A 23306-nucleotide genomic window follows, 5' to 3' on the forward strand; every position below is an offset into this window, starting at 1 on the left:
TTCAGTTGGCCCGCAGCGGGGCCATTGCTTTCTGTATGCTGGCAATCAGCGCGTCGCGCTGCTGCGACAAGTCCGCGGTGGATTGCCCGTTTGCCTCCAGGGTCACGCCGGACACAAGGGTTCTCGCCAAGTCGGGATCAAGATGAAGGACGCCGAGATCATCCCACCAGCGATTAAAGCTTTCGGTGTACCTCTCGCAAAAGGCAGCAAGGCCCCCTTCGCCAGCTCCAAGATGAAACAACATCGTCGGTCCCATCGCGGCCCATCGCAGTCCCGGTCCGGCCCACATCGCCTTGTCGACATCCTCGACGGACGCGACGCCCGTCTTGACGAGGTGGATCGCTTCCCTCCACACCGCCGCCTGCAGACGGTTTGCCACGTGGCCTGGGACCTCGCGATTGACACGAATGGTGACCTTGCCGACGGCGGTGTAGAACCGCTCGGCAGCTTCTACGACGCCCTCGGCGGTGCTGGCATTGCCCATGACTTCCACCAGCGGGATAAGGTGCGGCGGGTTGAAGGGATGACCGAGCACGAAGCGTGACGGGTCCTTCCAGCCGGCCTGCATTTCGGACAGTGTGAGCCCCGACGCAGACGTCGCAACGACAGCGTCATTTTCCAGATGCGCTTCAATATCCTCATAGAGAGCGTGTTTGATGGCGAGCCGCTCGGGAACGTTCTCCTGGATAAAGGCTGCCCCTTCCACCGCATCCCGCGCCGATTTGGCGAAACGGACCCGGCCAAGATTGCCGCCCTTTACGAGGCCAAGCTGTTCCAACGTCGGCCAAGCCCGTTCGACGTAATCGCGAACGCTTTTTTCCACATCGGGTGCGATGTCGTGAACGGCGACATCGCGGCCGGAGGCCAGAAAAAGGGCGGTCCAGCTTGCGCCGATCACGCCAGCGCCGAGAACTGCGGTGTTCTTGAATTCAGTCATCAGAATAATCCAGGTTGGAGGGGTGAAGCGGCGGTGAGACCGCCGTCAATTGTGAAACATTGTCCGGTGACGAAACCGGCCTGCTCGGAGACGAGCCATGCGATGGCGTTTGCGACGTCGTCGGGCGTGCCGAATCTTCGTGCTGGATGACGTGCGATCGCATCGGCTTTCGCGCGTGATGGTTCTTTCGAGAGGACAAAACCGCTCTCCGCCATATTGGTCATGATCCAACCGGGGCAAACCGCATTGCAGCGTACCATGGGCCCGTGATCGACCGCGATCGATCTGGTCAAAGCATGCACGAAGCCCTTCGAAGCATTGTAGATCGCCATCGAGGGGTCGGAGACCAGTCCCGATATGGATCCGAGGTTGACGATGCTACCACCTCGCTCGATCATGTCCGGCAACACCTCTCGGCACATGTTGAACACGCCCTTGCAGTTGACGTCCATGACGAGCGACCAGTCGTCATCCGTGGTATCGCGAACCGTCTTCTCCAATTGGATTCCGGCGTTATTCACGAGGACCGAGACATGGCCGAATTCGGCGGCGGCAGCCACAACGCGGGCGGCGTCGGCGGTTCTCGCGACATCGGCCTGCACCCAGAAAACGCCGGCATCGAGATCACCGGGTCGGGCACTCCGGCCGCAGGTAACCACTTTGCTCCCATCGGCGTGAAGCCTATCGACGACGGCGCGACCAATTCCCCGGCCGCCACCGGTAACCACTGCGATCCTCGCGCCTCCGTCTCCCATCTCGCGCTGCCCCTCCCTTTCAGCCATGCGATACCATGACGTGTCGGATGGACGTGTAGGCATCGAGCGCATGAATAGACATGTCGCACCCGGTTCCGGACCCCTTCATTGCGGCCCAAGGCATCTCCGGAGTAGCGACGCCATGGGTGTTGACCCAGGTGAAGCCGTAGCGAAGGCGGCTGGACACTGCCATTCCCCGCCCGATATTGCGCGTCCAGACCGACGAGGCGAGGCCATAGCGCCCGGCATTTGCAACGGAGATCGCTTCATCGGCGTCCGAGAAACGTGAGATCGTCACGACTGGCCCGAAAACCTCATTGCGGGCGATTTCGGCATCATGGTTGACGTTGGCGATCACGGTCGGCCTGTAGAAATAGCCGCGCCCCTCGGCCTTTGACCCTCCCGCCACGATGTCGCAGGTCGCGCGGGCGCGATCCACGAAACCGGCGACACGGTCCCGCTGTGCGGAGGAGACGACGGGACCCATCTGGGTACCTTCGGCCTTCGGCGTTCCGATCCTGATCTCGGACACCTGCGCGGCGATGGCATCAACCAGCTTTTCATAGATGCCGTCCTGAACGAACAGCCTGCACGGCTGCGCGCAATCCTGCCCGGCATTGAAGAAACTGCCGTATCGCACCATCTCAGCAACCGCGTCGATATCCGCGTCGTTGAACACGATGACGGGCGCTTTGCCTCCCAATTCCAGGTGAACATGCCTAATCTGCTGTGAGGCCGCCCGCATGGCCGCCATACCGGTCGCAGGCGAGCCCGTCACCGCAATCGCCTCCATCTGGGGCGCGTTGATCAGCCGGTCGCCGATCGTGGCACCTCGGCCGTGCACGATGTTGAGCACGCCTTTGGGAACGACATCTGCGAGGAGCTCGCCGAGCTTCAGTGTCGATAGCGGTGTGATTTCTGAAGGTTTCAACACGACCGTACACCCGGCGGCAATGGCCGCGGCGAGCTTCCAGGCGGCCATCATTAGCGGATAGTTCCAGGGCGTGATCGCCGCCACGGGTCCGACGGGCTCGCGCCGGATCATGCTCGTATGGGCGGAGACGTATTCGCCCGCAACCGCTCCGGTCATTGTCCTTGCGGCTCCCGCAAAGAAGCGGAACGTGTCGATGGTGAGCGGCATCTCATTGTCATGCGCCGACGGCCAAGGCTTGCCGACATCGAGGCTCTCGAGTTCCGCCAGATCCAGACTGTGTGCTTCGATCACGTCAGCGATGCGAAGTAAGAGGGTCGCCCGCTCTTTCGGTGTCGTGCGCGAAAACGTATCGAAAGCGGTTTCGGCAGCTTGTGCAGCAGCATCCACCTGCTCAATGCTGGCTTCGGCCACCCCGCCGAGTTCGTTCTCGGTTGCCGGATCGATGATCGCGAGGGTTTCGCCTTCGCCCTGAACCAGTTCGCCGTTGATAAGAAGCTTCGTCTGCATATCAGAACGCCACCTTGTCGCCGCCTTTGAGACCCAGTCTTTGACGCGCTTCCTCCGGCGTCGCGATCGTCCGTCCGAGATTCTCGACGATTGAGCGTATCTTGCGGACCTGCTCCGCGCTCGATTTCGCCTTTTGGCCCGGACCAATGTAGAGGCTGTCTTCCATGCCGACACGCAGATTGCCGCCCAAAAGCGCCGCTTGCGTCGTGAAGGGTATTTGGTGGCGGCCCGCCGCCAGCACCGACCATTCATAGTCGTCGCCGAACAGCTTGTTCGCAATCGTGTGCATGTGGACGAGATTATCGAGGTCGGGACCAACCCCGCCGAGGATACCGAACACCATCTGGACAAAGAATGGCGGCTTTACCCAGCCCTGATCGATGATCCAGGCCAGATTGTAGAGATGACCGAGATCGTAGCACTCGAACTCGAACTTCGTACCGTGGCCTTCGCCCAATTCCCTCATCGTATATTCGATGTCGGCGAAGGTGTTGCGGAAAATAAAGTCCTTCGTCATCTCCAGGAACTCTGGCTCCCAAGAGTGCTTCCAGTTGGAATATTTCTGCAGCATTGGAAAGATGCCGAAATTCATCGATCCGACGTTTAGCGAGGCCATCTCGGGGCTGGCCTTCGTGGCGGCACGCAGGCGCTCCTCGCGGGTCATGCCAAGGCCGCCGCCGGTCGAAACGTTGAGGACCGCGTTACACGATTGCTTGATGCGCGGCAGAAACTCCATGAAGAGGTCGGGACTCGGATCGGGCTTGCCGTTTGACGGATTCCGGGCATGGAGATGGATGATGGCGGCTCCCGCTTCTGCAGCCTCGATGCTCGCTTCCGCGATCTCGGACGGCGTGATCGGCAGATATTCCGACATGGTGGGCGTGTGAATGCCGCCGGTCGGCGCGCAGGTAATAATGACGGATTTCGACATTTCAGAGCCTCATTTGTTGAACTTGTGCGGACAGGCCACCATCGAGCACCCATAACTGGCCGCTCGCGTAGCGGGCTTCGTCGCTCGCCAGCCAATTCACAAGGTTGGCGATGTCGTCGGGGGTGCCGTAATTGCGGATCGGGTGGACGTTGCGCACCGCCTCCTTCAGGGTTTCGATGGTTCCGCCCTTTCCACCCGAGCCACCGCCGGAAAAAAAGCTCTGCAGCATCGGCGTGTCGATGTAACCGGGGCAGATCGCGTTCACCCGGATGCCTTCCGGACCGTGGTCACAGGCCATCGCGCGCGTCAGGGCGTGCACCGCTCCTTTGGTTGCACAATAGGCTGCAAGGCCTGGATCAGCGATGAACCCGTCGTAGCTGCCGAAGTTGATGATCGAGGCGGTTACTCCATCAATTGCGGCTTTTCGCAAAAGCGGCAGGGCGTATTTCGAAGCGAGGAAAGTCCCGGTTACATTGACCGCGAAGCTGCGGTTCCACTCTTCCAGTGTCGTGTGTTCGATCGTCTTCTCCAGTTCGATGCCCGCGGCATTGACGAGGATATCGAGCTTGCCCGCCTCGGCATTCACTCTGGCGAGTGCCGCCTTTGCCTCGTCTTCAGACGCAACGTCGAGCCGCACGAAGCGTGCCCCGTCTTCGGCTGAAAACTCCATGCTGCCCGCATCGGAAAGATCTGCGGCGTAGACGACCGCTCCCTCTTTCAAAAACCGCGAGCAAATGGCCCGACCGATCCCACCGCGCCCGCCGGTGACGAAAGCCACTTTGCCTTCGAGTCTCCCGTTCATTGGATCATTTCCCCTTCGATAGACGGAAATTGTCGTCGTGCGCGACTGCCCGACTGTAGCGACGCCATCGCCATTCGGCCTGCTCACGCATTTGCTTTTGCGTAGGCGTCGAGGACGAGTCCGTGGAAGTGGTGGACGGCGTGTTCGGATTTGCCTGAGCCTTGCGGATCGTTGACGATGCGGCCCTGGGTAAAGGCGGGGGTGTTCATGCCCTTCTGGACGCTTTCGACGATGGCAATGTCTTCGGCCTGCAGCACCTCGTCGAGATATTTGATCGTCTGGAGCTCCATCTCGTTGGGCTCCGGCGTCTCCAGGAAGAAGTCGTAGGTCTCGAGCGTCCGGTCGGGGCCGGCGGGGATGATGTTGAGCACGATCATCGAGGAGCGGCCGGGATAGCGCATCAGGCAGGTGTTCGGCCACAGCCACCAGACCGCATGCGTTTTGACGGTGGCGTTCGAGACGTCATAAGCACTGTTTGACGAAGTGCCGGCATCGGCCATGTGGCTGGAATAGATGCCGTGCGTCGTCACCTTGTAGGTGTCCATGTCGACGAGGGTGCAGAAGTCCTTGTGCGCTGTCGGGCAGTGATAGCATTCGAGGAAGTTGTCGACGACATTCTTCCAGTTCGACTTGATGTCATAGGTGAGGCGATGACCGAAGGTCAGCTTGTCGATATCGGGTGCCCAATGGCGGATTTCCGTCTCCAGATCGCCGGTCTGCGAGCTGAGCGAGGCGGCTTGCGGATCGAGGTTGACATAGATGAAGCCGCAGAACTCTTCGACCTGGACCTGGTCGAGGCAGATCTCCTTGGGATCAAAGTCTTCGAGGTTTTCCGTATAGGGGGCACGCACGAGCTGCCCGTCGAGCTTGTAGGTCCAGGCGTGATAGGGACACATGATCTTGTTCGAGACGCCTTCACCAATCAGAAGCGCGTGGGCCCGGTGCTTGCAGACATTGTAGAAGGCACGCAGCACGCCGTCGCGATCACGAACGACGGCGATCGGCTGGCCGGCGATCTCGACGGTCACATAGGCGCCCGGCGCGCGCAGCTTCTCGACATGACAGACCCATTGCCAGCTCTTGGCAAGGATTGCCTGCAGGTCGGCGCCATACCAGCGCGGATCGGTGTAGGCCACGGCATTCAGCGACAGCGAGCGCGAGGCGTTGGGCGAATAACCCTTTGCGATGGCGGCGAATTCGTCCTTCGAAGGCAACAAGCTCATGATCAGTCCTCCCGAGGCCGGGACGACAGGTTCATCCCTTCAACTGTTCACAGCTTGCTGCCAACCCAACGCCGCCACTATGCGCCGTCCGCCATCGGCTTAACATAATTCGCCACCATCCCCTGACCCTTCTCACGGCGTCTTCACCGACTTCCGGTGCATCGGCCAGGCACGGAATTCGAAGGGAATCCGACCCTCCACTCGGTCCGTTCGTGGTGAAAGACCGAAGCGATCGCGGTAGGCTCGACTGAAATGTACCTGGCTCGCAAATCCGGACGCGATCGCTATCTCGGACATCGGCATATCGGTTTGGGTGACGAGCCCGCGTGCTCGATCCAGGCGGATGTCACGGTAATAGATCGCGGGTGATTTTCCGACATAGCGAAGGAACAGGCGGTTTAATTGCCGGTGGGAGATGCTGACCTTCTCTGCGATCTCCGGAATGGACAACGCATTCTCCAGGTGCTGTTCCATGACCACGATTGTTTGGCGGATAGAGTTCGGAACGTGGCTACCCAAAGGCTCCGCGTTCGCTGGATTCTGTGGTGTCCCGGCCGGCCGGAGCGAAGGGTGGAAGATGTATCGGGCCGCCGCATTCGCCAAGGCATCGCCCGAACTGGCACGAATGATGTGAAGGGCGACGTCGGCGGAGGCTATTCCTCCGCAGCAGGTGAAACGTTTTTCGTCACGGACGAAGATATCCTCCGAGACGTCGACATCACCATGCAGCTCCTTCAGCGCATCGATGTGCTCATAGTGGACGGTGGCTCGACGCCCGCTCAATAGACCTGCATCGGCCATGATGAACGCGCCAGTATCCAATCCGCCGATAATGCTTCCCGCCCGGGACCATCGCCGAAGCGCGGCCATGAGCGGCGGCGTCTTACCGGTTTCCGGCGTCCAACTTGCCGAGATCACAACAATATCGAAGGCGTTGTTCTGAATGTTTCTGAGGCTCTCCGTGTCGACGGACAAGCCATTGCTCGCTGTACAGGAGCCACCTGCCGCGGAGGCTAAAACCCATCTGAAACGGGTGTCACCCTCAAGGTAATTCGCAGCCCGGAAGGGGTCAATAAATGCCGTCGTCGCTGCCAGATTGAAGCTTGGCGTGACAAGGATCAGAAGATGAACTGCAGGTTGCTGTTCGTTTGACATGGTCCAAATAAGTTAAATCGACGTCGTAATTAGTTTAATCGCCTCGCTGCGTTGTGCAAGACTTTTGATGGGAACAAGGAAAAACGGGAGAATTTTATGCATCAACTTTGGAAAATCGCACTTGCAGGCAGCATGGCGCTCATTTGTGCGAACTCGGCCTATGCTGTCGAGCTGGGTGCGAAAGATGAGCCTATCAAGCTTGCCATCAACGAGTGGACGGGCCAACAAGTCACCACTCATATTGCCGGCAAGATCCTCGAGGCGGCGGGATATAAGGTCGAATACGTCACGGCAGGCTACCAGAATATGTGGCAGGCAGTTTCAGAGGGACAGCTCGATGCTGCGCTGGAAGTCTGGAGTTCGAACGTAACCGAGCAATACAAGCAGATGAACAAGGACGGAAAGGTCGAGGACATCGGTGCGCTCGGCCTGACGGCGCGCGAAGGTTTCGCCTATCCTCCGCACGTTGCCGAGCTTTGCCCCGGCCTGCCGAATTGGGAGGCTCTGAAGAAGTGCGCTTCCATTTTCGCGACTGCCGAAACCTTGCCGAAAGGACGCCTTGTCGACTATCCCGGTGACTGGGGAACGCCGGGCGCCGATCGCATCAAGGCCCTTGGCCTTCCGTTCAAGGCCATCCCGGCCGGCTCCGAGGGAGCCCTCGTCGCTGAGTTCAAGGCTTCGGTCGAACGCAAGACGCCTCTGCTGGCAGTGTTCTGGATGCCTCACTGGGCGGTCGCCAAATATGATCTCAAATTTGTCGAGCTGCCGAAAGGCACACCGGAGTGTTACACGGATCCGTCCTACGGCCCGAACAAGGATGTAACGGGAGACTGTGACTTCATCCCGACCCGGGTTTTCAAGACGGTATGGCCAGGCGTCAAGCAGAAGTGGCCCGCAGCCTACGAGATCCTGAAGGCCTTCACGCTTTCGACGGACCAGCAGCAGCCACTGATGGGCGCCGTCGATGTCGATGGTAAATCCACCGAAACCGTCACCGACGAGTGGGTCAAAGCCAACGCCTCGATCTGGAAGCCGATCGTCACTGCGGCCATAAAGTGAGCTGAAGACCATGTCCAAGCCGATCACATCTCCGGCCATCTCCTGCAAAGGAGTTTGGCAAGTCTACGGTGCGAACGCCCGAGAGGAATTGAAGCGGGCGCTCGCTGAAACAGGCAAGAACGCGCGCGATGCAGCAAAGCTCCTGCGCGAACGCGGTCTGGTTCCGGCCGTCCAGGACGTAACGTTTGACGTTGCCGAGGGTGAAGTGTTCGTTATCATGGGCTTGTCCGGATCGGGTAAGTCGACGTTGATAAGGGCCATCTCGCGTCTCATCGCCGGGACGGTGGGATCGATCCTCATAAACGGAGAGGACATCCTGACCGCCAGCAAGCAACGGCTCATCGAGCTGCGGCGCAACAAGCTGGGCATGGTCTTTCAGCATTTCGGACTGTTTCCCCATATGACAGTGGCGGAAAATGTCGGCTTTCCGCTCAAGATGCAGGGATTGGCCAGTCGACAGCGTCGCGCTCGGGCGATCGAAGTTCTCGACCTAGTGGGTCTTGCGGGGCGCGAAGATGCGTATCCGCGCGAATTGTCGGGTGGTCAGAGGCAGCGCGTTGGCATCGCTCGCGCGCTCGCCGTCAATCCTGATCTCTGGTTTCTCGACGAGCCGTATTCCGCACTCGACCCTCTGATCCGACGTCAGCTACAGGACGAGTTTCTGCGAATACAGGCGGGACTGCAAAAGACGTCGGTGTTCATTACCCACGACATCACGGAAGCGCTCAAACTCGCAGATCGCATCGCAATCATGCGGGATGGCATTGTCGTCCAAATCGGTACGCCGGATGAGATCATCGTCAATCCCGTCGACGACTACGTGCGCGAATTTACGCGGGACGTTCCCAAAGGTCGATACTCTCACGTAAGCTCGATGATGAACTTGCCGGAGATCCTGCCAAACATGCCCGACGATCCGAAGATCGACACGGACATGACGATCGACGACGCTCTGGCGTCTTGCATGGCGCTCTATCAGCCCGTTCCTGTCTGGGGCCGCGACGGCAAGATGGCAGGCGTTGTCCATCCTGGTCAATTGGCCAGTGCACTACAGGTGGAACGCTCGTGACGGTCGTTGACACACCCAAAAGGGCGTCAGGCGCCAGCCCCTTTTCGACCGACGAACGCAACAGCGGAAGAAGTTCCATGGCTCGTCTCACACCTGCGTTCTGGGCTGCAATGGTGACGGTGCTGATCGGAGCGATTTGCCTGCTGCTGTCGCCTTACCAGGATTGGATAAGCATCTGGCCGGACGCGTTTACGCTGCCGGTGACGTCATGGCTGGGCAATGGGCTGACGTCGCTTTTCGAATTTCTGAAACCTGCCGCCAGATTTATCTCGTGGATTCTCTCCTATCCGATGGTCTGGGCCAACATACTTCTGGTGCATTCGCCCTACAGTCTGACGATCGGTCTCCTGACCGCCCTCGGTTGGTACATAGGAGGCTGGCGGATGACCCTTCTAGTGCTCGGCGGTCTTGGGTTTGTGCTACTCAGCGGCTACTGGATTGCCAGCATGAACACCCTGGCGCTGGTTTTCGTCTCTGTGCCGCTGGCGATCATCGTCGGCATGGCCATTGGCCTGCTCGCTAACGAAATCCGGGTGATAAATCGCCCCATAGGGACCATGCTCGACGTCATGCAGACAGTCCCGACCTTTGCATATCTGACACCCCTTTTGCTGCTCTTCGGTTTTGGTCCAGTCGTCGGATTGATCGCTTCGGTCATCTATGCGGCGCCACCAATGGCTCGAAACATGATGCTCGCGCTTCAGCGGGTGGAGCCGGATATCAAAGAGGCAGCGGTCATGACCGGTGCCACACGATTTCAACAGCTCTTCCTCATCGAAATCCCGTCCGCCTCCCGCCAGATCATGGTCGGCGTGAACCAGACCATCATGGCCGCACTCTCTATGGTTATCATCGCGGCGGTGATCGGCGGCTTCAATGATATCGGTTGGGAAGTGCTTTTGACCATGCGTAAGGCGGCGTTCGGCCAAAGCTTGATTGCCGGCGTTGTGATCGTGATTTTCGCCATTCTCGCGGACCGCATGAGCAGCACGTTCGCCCATGACGGACGGCGTTATTCCTGGCGCGTCGCCCTTGGCATCGCCGCAATCTCCGCAATTGCAGCAATGGTGCAATCCTCCGTCCTCCCGGGACCGGATCACTACGCGGCGTTCAAAGGGACCACAGCCTATATCGACGTCAAGCTCGGCAACTTTACTGCCGCCAACGGCGCGATATTGGAAAGGTTGAAGAACGGCGCCATGTTCTACGTCCTCTTGCCGCTGCGCGTGGGCTTGGACGAGGCCGTCTTGCCATTCACCTGGGGATTCCAGTGGACCAATGCCATGAGCGCCTGGGTTTTTGTGGCGTTCGGCTTGATTGCTGCGGCGCTTTCGGCCTGGAACCGTATCGTGCTGGGCCTGTGTCTCCTGATTGCCGCGGGGGTTGTTGTGGTTGGGATCATTAACCTGCCATGGCCGTTCGTTCTCGTTGGCCTCGGCGCTCTCGGTTGGTTCGCCGGCGGGCCCAAGCTTGCGACCTTTTCGGTCCTGATGGTGGTCGCAATCCTTGTTTCTGGCCTTTGGGCACCAGCCTTGCTGTCGATCTATCTGTGCACCGCGTCGGTTGTCGTCTGCGTCGTGATTGGTGGCTCGATCGGCATCGTCTGTGCTCTCAGCGAAACCGCGTGGAGTATCTTTCGGCCAATATGCGATTTCCTGCAGACTATACCGCTCTTCGTCTTCCTGATCCCGGTCCTCATGTTCTTCCAGATCGGCGAGTTCTCGGCCTTCTTGGCGATTTGCGCTTATGCAATCGTACCAATGATTCGCTATACCCGACACGGGCTGACATCGATACCCGAAGACCTGCTGGAGGCGGCCGTGGCATCCGGCGCCAGCGAATGGCAGGCCCTATGGGAGGTCCGCATACCGTACTCCGCCCCCACGATCCTTCTAGGGCTCAATCAGACAATCCTCTACGCCTTTTCCATGTTGGTGATTGCCGCCCTCATCGGCACCACGGATCTTGGTCAGCAGATCTATCTCGCATTGGGTCAAGGCGATGTGGGTCTTGGAGTCGCGGCGGGAGCAGCAATGGCCATTCTCGCGCTCGTCGCCGATCGCCTCGTGCAGGCGTTTGCCGCCGCGCGGCGAAAAGCGCTTGGCCTTTGAATTCGACAAAATGCATCGTTTGACACCTGCAATCCGGGAGCCTGATGTGAGATCGGAAAGAAAGTACGTCTATGTTTTCTATCTTGTTCCCGAATTTACAATGCTGGCGTTTACGTCCGCGCTGGAAGTGCTGCGCCTCGCCAATCAGTCGTTAGGTCGTGACGTCTATGAATGGCAGTTCGTCTCCTTGGATGGTCGTCCGGTCCGCGCAAGCTGCGGACTTTCCGTCGATGTGGGCTTTTCCCTTGCACAAGTAAGACGTGAATCGGAGAATTGGCAGGATCTCCGGATGGCCATCATTTGCACGGGGCGTAATGTACAGCACAATTCTGATCGTGGACTGGCGAGCTGGCTGCGCGAGTTGCGCAGGAGGCGGATAGCAATAGGTGCGGTTTGCACCGGCGCCCATCTGCTTGCAAGTGCCGGCATTCTCCAGGGCAAACAGTGCACGATACACTGGGAGAACCTGCCGGGGTTTGCGGAGCAATTTCCGGACGTACACCCCACTTCTCAGATCTTCGAAGTCGATGACGGCATCTATACTTGCGCCGGAGGAATCGCCTCTCTGGAGATGATGCTTCACATTGTTGCTGAGGACGTCGGCAACGAGATTTCCGGGGAAATATGCCAGCAGGCGCTAGTGACCTTCATGCGCGACCGTTCCGATCGCCAGCGACTTCCTTTCGCCAGGCCCCAGGGCGTGCAGAATACCAATCTACGCGATGCAATCCGGCTGATGGAGCGAAACATAGCCGAGCCGTTGCCGATTGAAGCCATCGCGGAAGGCATCCGGATGTCGCGCCGGCAAACGGAAAGGCTCTTCCGTCAGGAGTTTGGCTGTGGTCCAGCTCGCTACTATATCCGGCTCAGGCTGGAGCATGCGAACTCACTGTTAAGGCAGACGGCCATGCCGATAGTGGAAGTGGCGGTTGCTTGCGGGTTCGTCTCGTCATCCCATTTTTCCAAGACGTATCGAAGCCATCAAGGCTTTGCACCGAACGAAATGCGGAAAGGAAGACGCCACCAATGCGCCCAGGTCGAACGCTTGGCCGCTGCATAGGACGCTCATTTGGCACTAGAGCGGTTCATCGTTTCACAGAATCGCTTTCCCGCTCTACCCTTTTGTTTTTACGCATTACGGACGGAAAACCGCTTCGCACTTTTCCTGGAATTGCTCTGGGCGTCCGCAATACCTCATGCATGGAGAAGGCGTAGACAATGTCCATTGAAAACCGTTTGACGACCGCGATCGCCCATCAATGGATGTGCGATCATTTCGGCCATCTCAATGTCCGCAATTATGCGGCCATCTTTGATGATGCGATATTTGTATTCTGGAGCAAGTACGGCGCCTCGAACCAAGGAAGCGTTCCGGTGACTGCGACCCTCAAGATTGATTTTCGATCTGAAGTCCTGGCCGGCACGGTATTGGCGATAAGCTCCAAGATAACGCGCATCGGTACGAAGTCAGTGAACTTTGGGCTCGAAATGACGAATACCGATACGAATGAGGTCGTTGCGTCCTGCGATGTGGTCGACGTATTTTTCAGTCTGCAGGATAGAAAGAGCATGCCGATACCTGAAAGGACGCGCGCCAAACTTCTTACCGATCAAAAGCTGACGGCCGCGGACTGATATTTTGCGGATCGAGCGGTCCAGACTTAGCTACCTGTCTTGCTGAGCGAATTTGTTGAACAGCCCATCGCTCTTGGGAACCGGTGCGCAGACAAATGTCGATAAGGCAGGGCGTTGTCGACGATGCCATTTCTTATGGCCGTTCTCTGGCCAGTTCCGGGCAGGCGATCAATTTATCGCCGATCCCTGACGCGGATCTCAAGTCCTTGCACGCCGACACTTGGCGGCCTTCCGCGCAGAATCGTCTGGCTGAAAGCGCACGGCCGGAACTCTCATTAAATTCAAGTTAGACATTGCGGTGGGTCGCAACATGACAGCCCGCGATCACTCTTGCCAACCGGCAACGAGCCGATGCGCGACGTTGCCGAATCCATTCCGAACCACTCCAATCATCACATCAGATTTGTCATCATTTCCTCGCTTTGCTGAGCGGCGGCCGTGAACCCTTTTCGTGCCTGGCCGATGCACCGGAAGTCGGTGAAGACGCCGTGAGAAGGGTCAGGGGATGGTGGCGAATTATGTTAAGCCGATGGCGGACGGCGCATAGTGGCGGCGTTGGGTTGGCAGCAAGCTGTGAACAGTTGAAGGGATGAACCTGTCGTCCCGGCCTCGGGAGGACTGATCATGAGCTTGTTGCCTTCGAAGGACGAATTCGCCGCCATCGCAAAGGGTTATTCGCCCAACGCCTCGCGCTCGCTGTCGCTGAATGCCGTGGCCTACACCGATCCGCGCTGGTATGGCGCCGACCTGCAGGCAATCCTTGCCAAGAGCTGGCAATGGGTCTGTCATGTCGAGAAGCTGCGCGCGCCGGGCGCCTATGTGACCGTCGAGATCGCCGGCCAGCCGATCGCCGTCGTTCGTGATCGCGACGGCGTGCTGCGTGCCTTCTACAATGTCTGCAAGCACCGGGCCCACGCGCTTCTGATTGGTGAAGGCGTCTCGAACAAGATCATGTGTCCCTATCACGCCTGGACCTACAAGCTCGACGGGCAGCTCGTGCGTGCCCCCTATACGGAAAACCTCGAAGACTTTGATCCCAAGGAGATCTGCCTCGACCAGGTCCAGGTCGAAGAGTTCTGCGGCTTCATCTATGTCAACCTCGATCCGCAAGCCGCCTCGCTCAGCTCGCAGACCGGCGATCTGGAGACGGAAATCCGCCATTGGGCACCCGATATCGACAAGCTGACCTTCGGTCATCGCCTCACCTATGACATCAAGTCGAACTGGAAGAATGTCGTCGACAACTTCCTCGAATGCTATCACTGCCCGACAGCGCACAAGGACTTCTGCACCCTCGTCGACATGGACACCTACAAGGTGACGACGCACGGCATCTATTCCAGCCACATGGCCGATGCCGGCACTTCGTCAAACAGTGCTTATGACGTCTCGAACGCCACCGTCAAAACGCATGCGGTCTGGTGGCTGTGGCCGAACACCTGCCTGATGCGCTATCCCGGCCGCTCCTCGATGATCGTGCTCAACATCATCCCCGCCGGCCCCGACCGGACGCTCGAGACCTACGACTTCTTCCTGGAGACGCCGGAGCCCAACGAGATGGAGCTCCAGACGATCAAATATCTCGACGAGGTGCTGCAGGCCGAAGACATTGCCATCGTCGAAAGCGTCCAGAAGGGCATGAACACCCCCGCCTTTACCCAGGGCCGCATCGTCAACGATCCGCAAGGCTCAGGCAAATCCGAACACGCCGTCCACCACTTCCACGGACTCGTCCTCGACGCCTACGCAAAAGCAAATGCGTGAACGTTGGTCAACTTCTGAGGACACACAATCGATCCCGTTATCAGCTGAGGCGGATCGCCGATTCATGGACGCCAAAGAAATGTGTGAGCGCCAGAGATCAAATAGCGGGAAAGACCGGCGATTTTTAGAAGACAATGAAACGATTATTGGCAGCTGGATGATTGGATGTTGAAGCTAACCATCATCGCGTTCGATGGCGCGCGTTTTGAATTGGAGGCAGAGCCGGGCTCGACCGTAATGGAGAATGCTATTCGCAACTCCGTTGCAGGTGTTGTTGCCGAGTGCGGTGGAGCGTGCGCGTGCGCCACCTGCCACGTCTACATCGATGGCGAATGGGTAGAACGCGTCGGGCCCGCAAATTCGATTGAAGCCGAAATGTTGAATTTCGCGTTGGATGTCAAACCAGCATCCCGCCTTTCATGCCAACTCACGTTGTCAAAGAATCTGGACGGTCTAATCGTGAGCGTGCCTGCCCGCCAGACCTAGAAATCGTATCGCCTGCTGACATTCAATGCAGCAACTAACGGACAGAGTGCTAACGATCTTATTTCTGGAGAAAATCGATGGGAGTTAGGAAGGAAGATACTTCGATACCTCGCGTTTCGATGGGAGGTGCGTTCAGTTTCTTTATGCCGTTTTCGGACGGTTCAGTCGGTGGCGATTCCAATCGGCAGCAGCTTGGTCGGCAGGCAACCACAGTTCTCCAGACGCCGGACACCAGGGAATTGGAACCATCTTGGTGGCGGAAACTAGTTTTTAGTCTAACTAAATTTTGGCTCTAAGAGAGCCCGACTGCCCCAGATTATCAAGGAATTGCAATGTCACCGACCGGCCGCAGGGCCGAGATGGAAAGCGTCATCTTAACAGTTGCGGCGATACAGACAGGGCGCCGATAGCCACCTTGAAACGGCTGACGCTAAGCTTCCTTCCAAGACCTCTGCCACCCAAAGCTAGGATCTACAGTGCCCTATGATGCCTCCGGTAAAGTAGCAACCACGACCTGGTTGCGGCCGGCAGCTTTAGCGGCATAGAGGTTTTGGTCAGCCTGTGCATAAAGGTGATCGTAGGTTGTGATGCTTGTGAAGAGGGCACCCCCAACGCTCACGGAGAGATGTTCACCACCTTCCTCGACCGGCAATTTGTGAACACCTGAGCGGATACGTTCGGCAATTCCTGCGGCTATCTCCAGTGAGACCCCAGGAAGGAATACGCCAAACTCCTCTCCCCCCACACGTACGACAAGGTCATTGTCCCGAACCGACGTACGTATCGAACCGGCGATGCGTTTAAGTACCGCGTCGCCGGCCTGATGGCCGTACGAATCGTTGATCTTTTTGAAGTAGTCGGCATCCACCAGCAAAAGAGCGCCCTCACGAGGAAGGGTGTTGCGTTTGACATCTTGGAAGTAAGCCTCGACCAGCATCGAAAATGCGCCGCGGTTCAACACAGCTGTCAAGCTGTCGGTGGACGCGATCCGTTGGAGCTCGCGGTGCGCTATCGCAAGCGCCCGCATTTTGCTCAAAAGTAGATAGAAAAAACCACCGCCGAGAGCCAATGGGATCAGAATGTCATTTCTGAAAGACGTCCTGATCTGAGCTTCAGTCATACCTTCGAAGCTGAAGGAGTCGACAACAACTGCGACCAGGATACAAATCAACGTTCCAACAATCGTGCCGGTCGCGACGCGCGTTTGACTGGTTGGTGAAATATTCATTGGACCCTCCCTCAAAGACCAAGTCTCATCGGACTGTACCGGAAGCAGTTACCAGAAGACGCTGGCCAGTTGTCTTTTCGTTTTCTGCGGCATCCAGCATGGCACGTGCGACATCGGCACGTGAGACTTTGGGAAGACCCGATACTTTCTGCACCGAGGACATCGGTCGCACATCGACAGCTTGACTCAGCGGTCCATTTGTCAGGATCACCGGATAGATGCCGCTCCATTTCAGGTTGGCTGTGGCAAGCGCGACCTCCGACGTCGCCTTGTCGTTATAGACGGACGAGACAATAGTCCTGTAAAGGAAACGGGCGAACAAAGAAGCCGTGCGGGCGGTCTCGCCGACGCCATGCGGAAAGAAGAATAAGCCGGTCAACGCCCGAACTCTGCATTGCCCATGCAATCAGCGGCAGGCTTTTCTGCATCAGGGTCACATTTCGTAGAGAATGCGTCCCCAGGCAGCAGAGGACAGCACCGGCCCCCTTCAGCGTGGAGCCGAGTGCGACCTGATCCTCAGACGGTGTCGTTTAGCATTTAAACGTGAGAATGCGACCGTTTCTTTTGTAGTTGGCAGTTTATTGGAGATTCCATGAGCCGAAAATCTCAGATTAAATGCAACTGCGAAGCCATCCGCGACTGACGCGCGCAGTCCACCATCTCTTCGATAGCGTTGCCGAAGCGGGTTTTGTTCTCACCCATCATATGGCCACGCAGCATATAAAGCATCTCCGGTCCGGCACGCTGGACTATGGCCACGCCAGCTAAAAGAGCGGGCCGCAAGTGCAGTGACAAGATTGGACTTGCTGGGGTCGGAAGTTCGGCAGCTTCCATCTTTAGGACGTCATCGAGATCGGGAATGATTGCGCCGAGCACTCTATAGCGTGATGGTTCGTAATGATCGGGGAAAAACGTGGAATACGCCGCATCAGCAACAGGCGGGCGATCTCACTTGGCGACACCCAGTTTTTGATACCATGCTCGGCCTCGTCGTCGAGTATCCGCTCTCCTATCAGCGCGGCACGGTGATAGCGACTGAAGGGAGAAGGGCGGTTATTCGCGCCAATGCTGTGAAGGAGATTCCCACAAAGCTGGCAGGTGATCCGCCAGCCGAGAAATTGGCTGCGAAGAACGATGTCCGACCTGTGGACAGTCCGGCGACAGCCGCAACATAATTGCCGAGGCTGGCTGGCAATTAGCCGCCGTAACGATTGCAAAATATTCGAGAAAGTCATGCCGCGGGCCGTGGCGGGATCGATCCAGAACATTCGGGCTATTTGGATGATCTGACCTTCGGTGAGATCTAGATCGGCCGTGCGCAATGAACGCACCTCGGGAAGGCAGTACCGAAGCATGGCCAAAGGAGGGATGGCGTAGAAAGCGGCATGCCGAATGATCCACGAGGACAGAAGTTCATCGGGGCAGGGAGCCAGCCTTACGGGCAATTGCCGGGCGGATATCTCCATCTCAGGCAAATGCTGCTTCGGCATCAAATTCCGGCTCCCACTTCTCAATGGCTTCATCGGTAATTCGCTCTGTTCCGGTTTCGATTGCCTCGATGGCCAGGGAGTTGATCATGTGGAAGATGTTGGCAGTAATACCCTCGCTAATCTGCAGTATCCGTCGCAATGATTTTGCAGTTAAAACGGACGGGTAACGCAGTGGTGTGTTACGCAGTATCAAGGCGACTAAGATTTCAAACTGCTCGTTTGCAGCCCAACGGCTCAACGTGAGCTGTTCGAAGCGGCGCGCCAATTGCACATCGCCGCCGATGGCCTCACGAGCGTCATTCACCCCGAAGCAGACGAGCGAGATCTGAAGGCGGTTGCTCAGAAAGCACAATGTATTGAGGACGATGCGTTGCTCGCGATATGTTCCAGCGAGAATGTTATGCACCTCGTCGATCACCAGCGGTACATGGGCAACGGCCGTATCCGCAATGCGTGCTCAAGACATGCCGGTGCCTTGTACTCAAGGTGGCGAAAGAACGATCGGGTCGTTGCAAAGGGACGTCTTGTGATCGGGCCGCATTGCCACGTTCGCCTTCGACATGATCAAGGAACGCCAGAACCACATCTGGGTCAATCTCCACGACCGTGAGATCGGATGGCCGCTGTTTTAGTCTTTGAGAAGGAAGGGGGCGCCGGCGGGCGGCGTTGTTGCACGAGCGGTCGCTTGGACGCAGGAAGTTCCGTCCACGAAGGAGCACAGGAGCCACGGCGGGGTGTCGCGAGCGCATCGTCGCAAATGGTAGGTTTCCTTATCGCGCTTCGAATAGCTCAGCACGTCATAGTATCTGCAAAGCGCGGATCTGCTGCTCTGCGAAGTACCGCGTGTTTCCAAGGTGAAGCCATTGAATCTTGTATAGAATTCGGTTGCGAAGCAAACTGAATTCCACTATCTTTTTCTGCGAGGCAGTACGCGCTGCCTTGGGGCTGCAAACCCCTGCTAGCGGTTGGTGTCGGCCGGTACGGCACCACACTCCTTGACCTTTTGGGTCGGGGAGCCTGTGGCGTATGTCCAGGTTCCTCGGAGCTAAAGGCCATAGGGCCGTCTAGCACGGTTTGCACTCCCCGATCAGTGGGTTGAGCGAGTTTTCAGCGGGGGCGTACCGCATGAAACTCTCCATTCGGGGTGTCGATCATGAATCGTCGTACAGCCGCCGCACAAGTCCGATCGGCGAGAAGACAGCAAAGCAAGCAGCCGAACATTGAAATCCAGTCCGCGCATCCCGTCGATCTGCATGTCGGACAACAGATCCGTATTCGCCGGATACAATCGAATGTATCGCTCGGCGACCTTGGCGCCGGCATTGGCGTCAGTTTCCAGCAGGTGCAGAAATACGAAAACGGCAGGAACCGTGTCAGTGCATCCATGCTCTACGAGGTCGCCAAACGGCTCCGGGTCCCCGTCGCCAAATTCTTCGAGGGCCTTCCAGATCCCGAAGGCGCAGCGGACCCGCAAATCGTGACCGAGGTCGATGACCGCATCGCCTATATCTCCACCGCGGAAGGCCGTCGCCTCATCGAGGACGTTCTGCTGCTTCCCCCGCGTGTCCGCAGCCGCGTCGTGGCGCTGGTCAGTTCCATTGCCGATGAGGAGCTGGAAGAGAGGCCGGACACCGATCTATAGCGAAAGCAAAGGCGCGATTGTTGCGAGCGGATTGCGAGAGCTCTTGTCTAGAAAGGTGCCTCCGCCAATCGCAGACACAACAATCTTTTGCAACAGAACGCGCCATGTTGGCATCTAGTTTGAACGATTAGGCGGCCGACATTTCCGGTGTCGCCAGATCGCGCTGATGCGCCAGATAAGCGATCAGATCTTCAATCGTCACCAGGAGCAGGCCGTGCCGCTCGGCAAACTTCTCAAGATCGGGAAGGCGAGCCATGGTGCCGTCGTCATTGGCGACTTCGCAAATCACGCCAGATCCGGAGCGTCCGGCAAGCTTTGCGAGATCGACGGCTGCCTCGGTATGGCCGGGACGTCCAAGCACGCCAGCCGGGTGAGCGCGCAGCGGGAAAATATGCCCCGGGCGGGCAAAGTCGTCCGGCTGCGTGCCCCGCGTAACGAGGGCACGAACCGTCGCGGCGCGATCGGCTGCAGAAATCCCTGTCGTCGTTTCGGGAATATAGTCGACGGACACTGTGAAGGCGGTCTTCAGAACCTCGGTATTGCGTGGAACCATCAGGGGAATGTCGAGCTCATCCAGCCTTTCACCTTCCACGGCCACACAGATCAGACCGCGCGCATGATTCATCATGAAGGTAATTGCCGCAGGCGTTACGGCATCGGACGCAATCACAAGGTCGCCCTCGTTTTCTCGATCCTGGTCATCAACAACAACAACGATCTCGCCGCGTGAAATCGCCGCGATTGCGTCTTCGATTTTGGAAATTGCCATGCACTTTGCCTTTCAAGGGTTAGCCGCTTTTGCGGCATCCAAGACCTCTTTCGAAGTCACTGTTTATCCCTTGGGCGAACAAGCCTGCGGACACACCACAACACTGGTGGTGCTCGCACGGTTGCTCTCTTCCATCCGGACTTTAACCGTCGGCCCCGGCCTCTCACCGGGTCTGCTGACCCTCCGCAATTTGCGGAAGCGCTCGCGGGCTCCGAGTTTCCTCGATACCGCCGGTGGGGAGTTTCACCCCGCCCTGAGAACGCTGATAAGATAGGCGATCGATATGGCCTCCCGCAAGAGGGCAGTTTTCCTCTCACTGTCTTTTCTGCGACACAACCGGTGAACAGATTGTTTTCTCATGCCTGACGGAACTCAGGACATGATGAGACCGCCGTCGACATTGATCGTCTGACCTGTGATGTAGGCCGCATCATCGCTCGCGAGGAAGGTGACGAGACCGGCGACGTCTTCGCCGGAACCGGCGCGCTTCATCGGAATGCCTGCGACCCACTCCTTCATCAACTCGCCCGGACCGTAGTTGCCAAGGAGCTTACCCCAGGCCTGATCATTATAGGCCCACATGTCCGTCTCGATGATGCCCGGGCAGAACGCATTGACGGTTATATTTTCGGTGGCGACTTCCTTTGCGAGGCTCTGAGTGATCCCGACCACTCCCATCTTCGAGGCGGCATAGTGCGGCGTATAAATGAAGCCGTCTCGTGCCTGTCCCGATGCGGTATTGATGATGCGTCCGCCGCGGCCGTGTTTGCGCATGCGCAGGATCGCTTCCTGTGCGCACAGGAAAACACCCTTGGTGTTGACTGCCATGACCTTGTCCCACTCGCCTTCGGTCATGTCTTCAATCCGCGCGATTGTAATGACGCCGGCATTCTGGATCGAGACATCGACAGTACCGAAGGTATCTTCCGCAGCATCGTAAAGGGCCTTCACGCTTGCCTTATCCGTGACGTCGCCGACGAAGGAGATCGCTTTGCCGCCATTCTTCTTGATCTCTTCAGCGACGGAGTGCACCGACTCCTCATTGGCGGAAACGACGAGATTTGCGCCCTCTTTCGCAAAGCGCCGTGCGATGGCGGCACCAATACCCCGGCTGGCTCCAGTGATGACGACGGTCTTGTTTTCGAAGCGGTTCATTCGGATTTCTCCCGGTCCACCGCCGTGCTTCCTGGCAAACGGCGCTTAGCAAAATAAATCTTCAAGGCCGTCCCGTCGGCGGTCCAACAACCATCGGCCTGGCCTTCAAGGAACAGCGCGAAGTATCGCTGAAAAATCCGCTGCCTTCAGCGAGGCTCCCCCGATAAGCGCGCCGTCGACACCGGCAATGGCAAATAGCGAGGCCGCGTTCGATGGCTTCACGGAACCACCGTAAAGGAGCCGTATCTCATTGCCGTCAGCGCCAAATCGCTTGATCAGGGCTCCGCGCAGGGCGGCGTGAACTTCGGCGATCTCGGCCTCCGTCGGAACGCGGCCGGTTCCAATCGCCCATACCGGCTCGTAGGCGATAACGGTGTTGGCAGCGCAAGCACTGTCCGGAACGGACGCCGAAAGCTGGCTTTCGACGACCGCAAGCGTCATGCCGCTGGTCCTCTCATCGCCCGTTTCGCCGACGCAGACGATGGCCGTCAGTCCGGCGCGGTAAGCCGCCGCCGCTTTTGCGGCGACGAGAGCGCTGGTCTCACCATGGTTTGCCCGACGCTCCGAATGGCCGAGGATCACACAGGTCGCTCCGAGATCGGCCAGCATGTCCGCGGAAACATCGCCCGTGTGGGCGCCCGACGGCGAGGCGTTACAATCCTGTCCGCCGATCCGCAATTTTGAGCCGCGCGCTATCGACGCGGCGCGGTCGATAAGGGTGGCGGGTGGGCAAATGATGGCTTCGGCCTTGGCGTCATCGGCGGCGGCCGCGATGGCGACAATCTCGTTCAGGTCCGAGAGCAGCCCGTTCATTTTCCAGTTTCCGGCGATCAACTTGCGAGGCATCGTCATCACCAGCAGCAGAAACCGCCATCGACCAGCAGGTCGACACCCGTGACGAAGCTTGACGCGTCCGAAAGCAGAAATACGGCGGGACCAACCATCTCATCGACCGTCGCCATGCGCTGCATCGGCGTCTGCTCTTCAAACAGCTTTGTCTGATGGACCATCTCCGGCCGAGTGTTCATCGGTGTCGCGGTATAGCCGGGGGAGATCGTGTTGACGCGAATTCCGCGGCCGACCCATTCCATTGCCAGGGACTTCGACATGTGGATGACGCCGGCCTTGGAGGCGTTGTAATGGCATTGGTTCAGGCCGCGATTGACGATGACGCCCGACATGGACGCGATGTTCACGATCGATCCCTTGCCCCTCTTCAGCATCGAGCGCGCTTCGGCCTGGCAGGACAGGAAGACCCCCTTGAGGTTGATGTCCATCAGCGTCTGATATTGCTCCTCTTCCATCTCCTCGGCAGGATTGGCATTCGCGATGCCTGCGGCATTGAGGGCGAGGGAGAGGGGGCCAAGTTCGACATCCGCCCGTTCCACCGCTTCGGCAAGCGCTGTCTTGTTTGTCACATCCGCGGCAAGCTGGATCGAACGGCGTCCAGCCTTGCGAACGAATTCGGCGGTCTGCGACAGGCCATCGTCGTTGCGGCGGTCAAGCAATGCGACATCTGCGCCGCATTGAGCCAGACCGATCGCGATGCGCTGGCCGATACCGCTACCGGCGCCGGTCACAAAGGCAACCTGGCCGGAGAGGTCGAAAAGCTTGGGAGCATTCAGAGTGATGTCGGGCATCGCTCTTCCTTTCT

At 58.2% G+C, this 23306-nt stretch carries 23 protein-coding genes, 1 pseudogene and 1 riboswitch; of the genes and pseudogenes, 8 read left to right on the forward strand and 16 right to left on the reverse strand.

Annotation, left to right across the window (positions count from 1 at the left end; genetic code table 11):
- Window position 1: 1 nt before the first annotated feature.
- The 7 genes from QA648_RS21580 to QA648_RS21610 all read right to left on the reverse strand — a co-directional run bounded on the left by QA648_RS21580 (window position 2) and on the right by QA648_RS21610 (window position 7244).
- Window positions 2–937: a 3-hydroxyacyl-CoA dehydrogenase NAD-binding domain-containing protein gene (locus tag QA648_RS21580; RefSeq protein ID WP_283053571.1), complete on the reverse strand. Its 936-nt coding sequence runs from the start codon at window positions 935–937 to the stop codon at window positions 2–4.
- Window positions 937–1692, reverse strand: coding sequence for an SDR family oxidoreductase (locus QA648_RS21585; RefSeq protein WP_283053573.1), 756 nt, complete (start codon window positions 1690–1692; stop codon window positions 937–939). Before QA648_RS21585 ends, QA648_RS21580 begins: the two co-directional genes overlap by 1 nt.
- Before the next feature lie 19 nt (window positions 1693–1711).
- A complete protein-coding gene (locus tag QA648_RS21590) occupies window positions 1712–3133 on the reverse strand; it encodes an aminobutyraldehyde dehydrogenase (protein WP_283053574.1) in 1422 nt (473 codons plus the stop codon).
- 1 nt (window position 3134) lies between these two features.
- Window positions 3135–4064, reverse strand: a complete 930-nt coding sequence (locus QA648_RS21595) for a 3-keto-5-aminohexanoate cleavage protein (protein WP_283053575.1) — start codon at window positions 4062–4064, stop codon at window positions 3135–3137.
- Between the two features lies 1 nt (window position 4065).
- Complete coding sequence (locus QA648_RS21600; RefSeq protein ID WP_283053577.1) at window positions 4066–4842, reverse strand: SDR family oxidoreductase; 777 nt, start codon at window positions 4840–4842, stop codon at window positions 4066–4068.
- 107 nt (window positions 4843–4949) lie between these two features.
- Window positions 4950–6089, reverse strand: coding sequence for a ring-hydroxylating oxygenase subunit alpha (locus tag QA648_RS21605; RefSeq protein ID WP_283053579.1), 1140 nt, complete (start codon window positions 6087–6089; stop codon window positions 4950–4952).
- Between the two features lie 132 nt (window positions 6090–6221).
- Window positions 6222–7244 (reverse strand): GlxA family transcriptional regulator, encoded by a 1023-nt coding sequence (locus QA648_RS21610; RefSeq protein ID WP_283053581.1) that lies wholly within the window; start codon window positions 7242–7244, stop codon window positions 6222–6224.
- 96 nt (window positions 7245–7340) lie between these two features.
- On the opposite strand from QA648_RS21610, the gene QA648_RS21615 reads away from it, so the two are divergent.
- The 7 genes from QA648_RS21615 (at window position 7341) to QA648_RS21645 (ending at window position 15368) form a co-directional block, all read left to right on the forward strand.
- Window positions 7341–8303, forward strand: a complete 963-nt coding sequence (locus tag QA648_RS21615; protein ID WP_283053583.1) for an ABC transporter substrate-binding protein — start codon at window positions 7341–7343, stop codon at window positions 8301–8303.
- A gap of 10 nt (window positions 8304–8313) precedes the next feature.
- Window positions 8314–9372: a betaine/proline/choline family ABC transporter ATP-binding protein gene (locus tag QA648_RS21620; RefSeq protein ID WP_283053585.1), complete on the forward strand. Its 1059-nt coding sequence runs from the start codon at window positions 8314–8316 to the stop codon at window positions 9370–9372.
- 77 nt (window positions 9373–9449) lie between these two features.
- Window positions 9450–11483 (forward strand): ABC transporter permease subunit, encoded by a 2034-nt coding sequence (locus tag QA648_RS21625; protein WP_283053586.1) that lies wholly within the window; start codon window positions 9450–9452, stop codon window positions 11481–11483.
- Window positions 11473–12543 (forward strand): GlxA family transcriptional regulator, encoded by a 1071-nt coding sequence (locus QA648_RS21630; RefSeq protein WP_283053587.1) that lies wholly within the window; start codon window positions 11473–11475, stop codon window positions 12541–12543. The genes QA648_RS21625 and QA648_RS21630 overlap by 11 nt, the downstream gene beginning before the upstream one ends.
- Window positions 12544–12719: 176 nt before the next feature.
- Window positions 12720–13118, forward strand: a complete 399-nt coding sequence (locus tag QA648_RS21635) for a thioesterase family protein (RefSeq protein ID WP_283053589.1) — start codon at window positions 12720–12722, stop codon at window positions 13116–13118.
- 624 nt (window positions 13119–13742) lie between these two features.
- Window positions 13743–14882, forward strand: a complete 1140-nt coding sequence (locus QA648_RS21640) for a ring-hydroxylating oxygenase subunit alpha (protein ID WP_283053579.1) — start codon at window positions 13743–13745, stop codon at window positions 14880–14882.
- 165 nt (window positions 14883–15047) lie between these two features.
- Window positions 15048–15368: a 2Fe-2S iron-sulfur cluster-binding protein gene (locus QA648_RS21645; protein ID WP_283053590.1), complete on the forward strand. Its 321-nt coding sequence runs from the start codon at window positions 15048–15050 to the stop codon at window positions 15366–15368.
- Window positions 15369–15849: 481 nt separating this feature from the next.
- Here QA648_RS21645 and QA648_RS21650 read toward each other — a convergent pair whose 3' ends face one another.
- The 5 genes and pseudogenes from QA648_RS21650 to QA648_RS21670 form a co-directional block, all read right to left on the reverse strand.
- On the reverse strand, window positions 15850–16596 hold the full coding sequence (locus QA648_RS21650) for a GGDEF domain-containing protein (RefSeq protein ID WP_283053592.1): 747 nt from the start codon (window positions 16594–16596) through the stop codon (window positions 15850–15852).
- Between the two features lie 25 nt (window positions 16597–16621).
- On the reverse strand, window positions 16622–16975 hold the full coding sequence (locus QA648_RS21655) for an NAD(P)H-binding protein (RefSeq protein WP_283053594.1): 354 nt from the start codon (window positions 16973–16975) through the stop codon (window positions 16622–16624).
- Between the two features lie 227 nt (window positions 16976–17202).
- Window positions 17203–17430: a hypothetical protein gene (locus QA648_RS21660; RefSeq protein WP_283053596.1), complete on the reverse strand. Its 228-nt coding sequence runs from the start codon at window positions 17428–17430 to the stop codon at window positions 17203–17205.
- A 2-nt stretch (window positions 17431–17432) separates the two neighbouring features.
- A complete protein-coding gene (locus tag QA648_RS21665) occupies window positions 17433–18086 on the reverse strand; it encodes a TniQ family protein (protein WP_283053597.1) in 654 nt (217 codons plus the stop codon).
- Window positions 18064–18507, reverse strand: a pseudogene (locus QA648_RS21670) (TniB family NTP-binding protein); the annotation flags it as partial. The gene QA648_RS21665 and the pseudogene QA648_RS21670, both read right to left, overlap by 23 nt.
- 732 nt (window positions 18508–19239) lie before the next feature.
- Here QA648_RS21670 and QA648_RS21675 point away from each other — a divergent pair.
- The gene (locus QA648_RS21675; protein ID WP_283053600.1) at window positions 19240–19728 is read left to right on the forward strand and encodes a helix-turn-helix transcriptional regulator; all 489 of its coding nucleotides are present in this window, start codon (window positions 19240–19242) and stop codon (window positions 19726–19728) included.
- A 127-nt stretch (window positions 19729–19855) separates the two neighbouring features.
- On the opposite strand, the gene ribB is transcribed toward QA648_RS21675, so the two are convergent.
- The 4 genes from ribB to QA648_RS21695 form a co-directional block, all read right to left on the reverse strand.
- Window positions 19856–20497, reverse strand: a complete 642-nt coding sequence (ribB, locus tag QA648_RS21680; RefSeq protein WP_283053602.1) for a 3,4-dihydroxy-2-butanone-4-phosphate synthase — start codon at window positions 20495–20497, stop codon at window positions 19856–19858.
- Window positions 20498–20616: 119 nt separating this feature from the next.
- Window positions 20617–20762: riboswitch (FMN riboswitch) on the reverse strand.
- 107 nt (window positions 20763–20869) lie between these two features.
- A complete protein-coding gene (locus tag QA648_RS21685) occupies window positions 20870–21652 on the reverse strand; it encodes a glucose 1-dehydrogenase (RefSeq protein WP_283053604.1) in 783 nt (260 codons plus the stop codon).
- Between the two features lie 105 nt (window positions 21653–21757).
- Window positions 21758–22504: a triose-phosphate isomerase gene (gene tpiA, locus QA648_RS21690; RefSeq protein ID WP_283054231.1), complete on the reverse strand. Its 747-nt coding sequence runs from the start codon at window positions 22502–22504 to the stop codon at window positions 21758–21760.
- Entirely contained in the window at window positions 22504–23292 is a 789-nt protein-coding gene (locus tag QA648_RS21695; protein ID WP_283053606.1) for an SDR family oxidoreductase, read from the reverse strand. The genes tpiA and QA648_RS21695 overlap by 1 nt, the downstream gene beginning before the upstream one ends.
- Window positions 23293–23306: the final 14 nt, after the last annotated feature.

Source organism: Rhizobium sp. CB3171 (genome assembly GCF_029714265.1).
GTDB lineage: Bacteria > Pseudomonadota > Alphaproteobacteria > Rhizobiales > Rhizobiaceae > Rhizobium.

Bases quoted from the DNA above. Each gene is read 5' to 3' on its own strand.
- QA648_RS21580 (WP_283053571.1), bottom strand. From the start codon at position 937: ATGACTGAATTCAAGAACACCGCAGTTCTCGGCGCTGGCGTGATCGGC.
- QA648_RS21585 (WP_283053573.1), bottom strand. From the start codon at position 1,692: ATGGGAGACGGAGGCGCGAGGATCGCAGTGGTTACCGGTGGCGGCCGG.
- QA648_RS21590 (WP_283053574.1), bottom strand. From the start codon at position 3,133: ATGCAGACGAAGCTTCTTATCAACGGCGAACTGGTTCAGGGCGAAGGC.
- QA648_RS21595 (WP_283053575.1), bottom strand. From the start codon at position 4,064: ATGTCGAAATCCGTCATTATTACCTGCGCGCCGACCGGCGGCATTCAC.
- QA648_RS21605 (WP_283053579.1), bottom strand. From the start codon at position 6,089: ATGAGCTTGTTGCCTTCGAAGGACGAATTCGCCGCCATCGCAAAGGGT.
- QA648_RS21610 (WP_283053581.1), bottom strand. From the start codon at position 7,244: ATGTCAAACGAACAGCAACCTGCAGTTCATCTTCTGATCCTTGTCACG.
- QA648_RS21615 (WP_283053583.1), top strand. From the start codon at position 7,341: ATGCATCAACTTTGGAAAATCGCACTTGCAGGCAGCATGGCGCTCATT.
- QA648_RS21620 (WP_283053585.1), top strand. From the start codon at position 8,314: ATGTCCAAGCCGATCACATCTCCGGCCATCTCCTGCAAAGGAGTTTGG.
- QA648_RS21625 (WP_283053586.1), top strand. From the start codon at position 9,450: ATGGCTCGTCTCACACCTGCGTTCTGGGCTGCAATGGTGACGGTGCTG.
- QA648_RS21640 (WP_283053579.1), top strand. From the start codon at position 13,743: ATGAGCTTGTTGCCTTCGAAGGACGAATTCGCCGCCATCGCAAAGGGT.
- QA648_RS21645 (WP_283053590.1), top strand. From the start codon at position 15,048: ATGTTGAAGCTAACCATCATCGCGTTCGATGGCGCGCGTTTTGAATTG.
- QA648_RS21650 (WP_283053592.1), bottom strand. From the start codon at position 16,596: ATGAATATTTCACCAACCAGTCAAACGCGCGTCGCGACCGGCACGATT.
- QA648_RS21660 (WP_283053596.1), bottom strand. From the start codon at position 17,430: ATGGAAGCTGCCGAACTTCCGACCCCAGCAAGTCCAATCTTGTCACTG.
- QA648_RS21665 (WP_283053597.1), bottom strand. From the start codon at position 18,086: ATGCCGAAGCAGCATTTGCCTGAGATGGAGATATCCGCCCGGCAATTG.
- QA648_RS21675 (WP_283053600.1), top strand. From the start codon at position 19,240: ATGAATCGTCGTACAGCCGCCGCACAAGTCCGATCGGCGAGAAGACAG.
- ribB (WP_283053602.1), bottom strand. From the start codon at position 20,497: ATGGCAATTTCCAAAATCGAAGACGCAATCGCGGCGATTTCACGCGGC.
- QA648_RS21685 (WP_283053604.1), bottom strand. From the start codon at position 21,652: ATGAACCGCTTCGAAAACAAGACCGTCGTCATCACTGGAGCCAGCCGG.
- tpiA (WP_283054231.1), bottom strand. From the start codon at position 22,504: ATGACGATGCCTCGCAAGTTGATCGCCGGAAACTGGAAAATGAACGGG.
- QA648_RS21695 (WP_283053606.1), bottom strand. From the start codon at position 23,292: ATGCCCGACATCACTCTGAATGCTCCCAAGCTTTTCGACCTCTCCGGC.